This window comes from Streptomyces sp. 7N604 (genome assembly GCF_052245475.1).
Classification (GTDB): domain Bacteria; phylum Actinomycetota; class Actinomycetes; order Streptomycetales; family Streptomycetaceae; genus Streptomyces.
Window position 1 is genome coordinate 1 of sequence record NZ_JBQQBX010000079.1, and the last position, 4833, is coordinate 4833.

Sequence of the window (4833 nt, forward strand, 5' to 3'; positions counted from 1 at the left end):
GTGCGCACCGGACGGCAGCACGCGCGCGTTGTAGACCGTCGTCGCGAGGGCCGCCGCGGCGAAGACCAGCCACGCGTACCGCCAGCCGGTGTCCCGGGCGATCAGCGCCAGCGGGCCGGCCGCCACCACGGCGAACGCCGTACCGCCCGATCACGCCCATGACGCGCTCGCGCCGGTCCTGCGGCACCAGGCGGTCCACGGCGTCCGAGTACGGCGCCCACGCCCAACCAGCGCTGCTGCCGGCCAGGATCAGCCCCGCCGTGAGGGGCACCGGCCCGCGCGCGAAGGCCACCAGGCCCATGCCGACGGTCGCGGAGAGGCCGCCCGCGATCACCAGCGGGCGCGGGCCGAACCGCGATACGAGCACGCCGACCAGCGTCAGCGCCACCACATATCCGATGTACGAGGCACTGCCGATCAGCCCCACCAGCGAGACCGAGAGCCCGAACTCCCGGCGGAACTCGGGCAGGAACAGCCCGTAGCCGTACCGGGCGAAGCCGAAGGTCACCCCGATCGCCGTCATCCCGGCGAGCCCGACCCGCCACTGCGGAGAGAGCGGAGACGGCGGAGAAAGCGTCTTCCATGTCATGCCCATCAGCCTCCGGCCTGCGAAGGCGACGCAACCAGTGGCGTAAATGCCAGGATCCACTAGATTTACGCCATGGACGTCGTGCAGCCGAAACCCATCCGCGTCGCCGTGGCCCTTCTCGAGGAGACCTCGCTCTTCGAACTCGCCGTGCCCTGCGCGGTCTTCGGGGAGGGATACGAGCTGGCGCTGTGCGGCACCGCTCCGGGCGGCGCCCAGCGCGCCCCCGGCGGTCTGCGGCTGGAGACCGAGCACGGGCTCGAGGCGCTCCGCGCCGCCGACCTCGTCGTGGTCCCGGCCTGCATGATGGACGGCTACGAGCCCCCGGCCGCACTGCTCGGCGCGCTCAGGGACGCGCACGCGCGCGGGGCCCGTATCGCCTCGCTCTGCTCCGGCGCGTTCGTCCTCGCCGCGGCCGGGCTGCTCGACGGCCGGGAGGCGGCCACGCACTGGATGTACGCCGACGAACTGCGCCGTCGCCACCCCCGCGTGCGCGTCAACGAGCAGGCCCTCTACGTCGATGACGGCTCCATCCTCACCAGCGCGGGAACCGCGGCCGCGATCGATCTGTGCCTGCACATCGTCCGCCGGGACTTCGGCTCGGCGGCCGCCGCTGAAGTCGGCCGCAGGATGGTCATCGCGCCGCACCGCGAGGGCGACCAGGCCCAGTACGTCCCGCCCCGCCCGGCACCCGCCGCGCGGGCTGTGGAAGGGCTCGCTCCGGTCCTGGACTGGGCCCTGGCGCGGCTGCACCGGCCGATCACCATCGCCGAACTCTCCGGCCGGGCGGGCATGAGCACCCGCACCTTCGGACGCCACTTCGCCCGCGAGGTGGGCACCACCCCGCTGAAGTGGCTCAACCGGCAACGCCTCGCGCGGGCCCGCGAGCTGCTCGAGACCACGGATCTGCCGGTCGACGCCGTCGCCGAACGCAGCGGCCTGGGGAGCGGAGACGGCCTGCGCCAGCACTTCCACCGGACCCTGGGCACCACTCCGGCTGCCTACCGCCGCACCTTCCGCGGCGTGCAGCGCGCGGCACGGCGCTGAACTCAGGCGCGGCGCTGAGCCCACGACAGCGCTGAGTTCACGTGGCACGGCGTACAGCCAGGAAGCCGCAGGCCGCAACCCCCAGGGCGAGCGGCAGCAGGAGCAGCGCCCCGCAGAAGGCGAGCACCGCTGCCGTCAGTGCAGCCGCGGCCGTCACCGACCACCACAGCACCGTACGGCGCGGGAGCAGGACCAGCGCCGCCAGCAGTCCCGCCAGGGTGACCGCCGCGAGGCACACGGAGGTGGCGCGCATCAGGCGGTCCAGATCGGTGGCGCCGAGGGCCGGCAGCGCGGCCACGGCCGCGCAGGCGCCGGCGAGCACGGAGAGGCTGCGGCGCGGCACCTCGCCCGGCGCGGCGCCCCGGGCCATCCACCGCGGTGCCGCGCCGTCCCGGGCGAGCGCCGCGCCCAGCCGGGAGGCGCCCGCGAGATAGGAGTTGACGGCGCCGAAGGTGAGCAGCAGGGCCGCGGTGGCCGCGGCGGGGCGGGCCGCCGTACCCACGCCCGCTTCGAGGAGGCGGGTGAGCGGTACGGCGGTCGTGGCCGCGCCGCGGCCCAGCGCGCCGATCGTGGCCATCGCAAGCCCCAGGTAGAGAACGGTGACCACGGCCAGCGTCAGGGCCGTGACGCGCGGCAAGTCGCGCCGCGGCGCGGCGAACTCGCCGGACAGATGGCTGGCCGCCTCCCACCCCGCGAAGGCGAAGAACAGCACTCCGGCCGCCGAGCCGACCGAGGACCAGCCCCCGGGCATGAAGGGTGTGAAGTTCGCGGCGCGCGCATGCGGGAGCGCCGCGAGCACCGCGAACAGCAGCAGCGCGGTGAGCAGCCCGACGAGCAGCAGCTGCACCCGGCCCGAGAGCCGCAGTCCCGCGCAGTTGGCAGTGAAGGCCGCGGCCAGCACCAGTGCGCCCACGGCCGCCGCGCCCGTACGGGACGGCCCGCCCAGGGCCGCGGCGGCGTACTGGCCGCCGATCCACGCCGCCGCCACCACCCCGAGCGGTACCGCCCCGAAGAACCACCAGCCGACGGCCGCGGCGGCGCGCGGCCCGAACGCCCGGTGGACATAGGTGGCCACTCCGCCGGCGTCCGGAAAGCGCGCCCCGAGTGCGGCGAAGGCGGCCGCGACCGGCACGCTCGCCGCAAGAAGGCATGCCCAGGCGAGGACCGAGGCGGGGCCCGCGGCTGCCGCGGCGAGCGCGGGCAGGGCGAGCACACCGGGGCCGAGCACGGCGCCCGCGTACAGGGCGGTGCCGCCGCCGAGGCCAAGTCGCCGCCGCAGAACGGGAGACCGGGTGCGCGACTTCGTACGATGTTCCGTCATGCCGTGGGAAGCTAGGCGGAGAGCCGCTCCCCGGGGGCCCCTGCCGAAGGTCGTTCGGCAGGCGTGTGAACATGGCGGCCATGGACGACATTGATTCGGCGATAGTCCGTGAACTCCAGCGCGACGCACGGCAGACGAACCGCGAACTCGCCCGCACACTTGGCGTCGCCCCCTCCACATGCCTGGAGCGGGTCCGCGCCCTGCGCGCCCGCGGGGTGATCACCGGATTCAAGGCGACGGTCGACCTGAGAGCGATGGACCGGCCGGTGCAGGCGCTGGTCGCGGTCCGGGTCCGGCCGCTGAGCCGCGACGTCATCGAGGGCTTCAAGGCGTACGCGATCGGCCTGCCCGAAGTGCTGTCGGTCTACTGCGTGGCGGGCGGCGACGACTTCCTGGTCCATGTCGCCGTTCCCGACGTCGACCAGCTGCACACCTTCCTCATGGATCGCTTCTCGGGGCGCCGGGAGGTCGTGGACTTCCGCAGCTCGGTGATCTACCAGCACGTGGCCAAGGACGTCGTCGCGCCGCTCCCGGGGGGCTGACCGAAGACCCGAGCTGACCCGAGCTGACCGGAGCTGACAGAGCTGATAAATGGCGGCGCCGCCGCCCCTGTGGGGGAAGGAGCGGCGGCGCCGGGGGCCCGTACGGCGTCTGACCTCGGTACGCCGTACGGAGATTGTGCAGACCGCGGACGTGATGGAGTGTCAGCCGCGGTGGCGCGCAACGGGCTTGCGGCGGGTTGTCGCGAACAGGACTGCCGAGCCGAGGGCGAGTACCGCCGCGCCGCCGAGGGCGATCGGCGTGGTGCTGCTGTCTCCGCCGGTCCGGGCGAGCTTCTCGTCATCGGCGGAGGAGCCGGCCGAGCCGTTGGGGGCCGGGGCGTTGCCCGCCTCGTCGGTGTCCGTGGCCGTCTCCGGCGCGGACTCCCCGGCAGGAGCGGCTTTCGTGCCGTTGCCGGTTCCGTGGTCATCGCCGCCGCGGCCGCCGTGGTCGACCGTCGACTCGTCGGCGCCGTCCTCGATCTGGCCGTCGGTCGGGGCGCCGGCCTCCGGGGCCGGGGCGGAGCCGCCGCCGCTGTCCTTGCCGAACACCACGTCGGAGCAGGTGTAGAAGGCCTCGGGGCTGTCCGAGCGCTGCCAGATGCTGTAGATCAGGTGGCGGCCGGACTTGCCCGGCACCGTGCCGTCGAAGACGTACGCGCCGTTCTCCAGCTTCGGGTCCTTCACCGTCGCGAACGGCTCGGACTCCAGGTCCGACCACTTCAGCGGCTTGGTGGGGTCGTAGCCGTCCTTGGTGATGTAGAGCTCGAACGAGCCTCTGTGCGGGGCGGTGGCCTTGTAGCGGAAGGTGTGGCTGCCCCCGGACAGCTGGGTCGACGGCCAGTCGGCGCGGGGCAGGTCCAGGCCCTTGTACTTGTCGCGGCCCGCGCTGCACAGCTTGCCGTCCGGGATGATCTCCCGGTGCTTCCCGGCGGCGTCACCGATGTTGACCTCGTTCCAGTCGTACAAGGCCTGGGTGCCGCCGGCCGCCACAGCCGCCTTGCACGCCGCCGAGTCCGGGTTCTCCGGCCCCTCGGCGAAACAGGCGGACACCCGGCTGACCGGGTCGGTCATGGAGCCGTGTGCGACGGCCGGGGCGGTGGCGAGGGCGGTCAGCGCCAGCGGCACGATGCCGATCACGGCGATTCCGGTGGCCTTGCGACGAGGGGTCATCGGAGGTCTCCTCATAGTGCGGGGTGGGGGGTTGGGTGTTCGGGGGTACGGGTTCGGGGCCGAGGTTCGGGTTCGGGTTCGGGCCCGAGGTTCTGGGGCTGGGAGCGCGGGCCCGAGGTTCTGGGCTGGGGGAGTTGGGGGCGAAGGGCGGGCGAGGCCGCCGGCGC

Annotated in this window: 5 protein-coding genes; 2 read left to right on the forward strand and 3 right to left on the reverse strand. The window is 73.9% G+C overall.

What is annotated here, in order from left to right:
- Positions 1-589 (reverse strand): MFS transporter (locus tag ACTWP8_RS38005; RefSeq protein ID WP_443326616.1); only part of this gene is annotated, 589 nt, incomplete at its 3' end.
- Positions 590-661: 72 nt separating this feature from the next.
- Between ACTWP8_RS38005 and ACTWP8_RS38010 the strand changes: the two genes are divergently transcribed.
- The gene (locus tag ACTWP8_RS38010; protein ID WP_443326617.1) at positions 662-1633 is read left to right on the forward strand and encodes a GlxA family transcriptional regulator; all 972 of its coding nucleotides are present in this window, start codon (positions 662-664) and stop codon (positions 1631-1633) included.
- A 37-nt stretch (positions 1634-1670) separates the two neighbouring features.
- Here the strand turns inward: ACTWP8_RS38010 and ACTWP8_RS38015 are convergent, their stop codons facing one another.
- Complete coding sequence (locus ACTWP8_RS38015) at positions 1671-2954, reverse strand: APC family permease (protein ID WP_443326618.1); 1284 nt, start codon at positions 2952-2954, stop codon at positions 1671-1673.
- An 80-nt stretch (positions 2955-3034) separates the two neighbouring features.
- On the opposite strand from ACTWP8_RS38015, the gene ACTWP8_RS38020 reads away from it, so the two are divergent.
- Positions 3035-3496 carry an Lrp/AsnC family transcriptional regulator gene (locus tag ACTWP8_RS38020; protein ID WP_443326619.1) on the forward strand — a complete coding sequence of 154 codons (462 nt, stop codon included), beginning with the start codon at positions 3035-3037 and terminating at the stop codon, positions 3494-3496.
- A 162-nt stretch (positions 3497-3658) separates the two neighbouring features.
- On the opposite strand, the gene ACTWP8_RS38025 is transcribed toward ACTWP8_RS38020, so the two are convergent.
- A complete protein-coding gene (locus ACTWP8_RS38025) occupies positions 3659-4666 on the reverse strand; it encodes a lytic polysaccharide monooxygenase (RefSeq protein ID WP_443326620.1) in 1008 nt (335 codons plus the stop codon).
- Positions 4667-4833 lie beyond the last annotated feature (167 nt).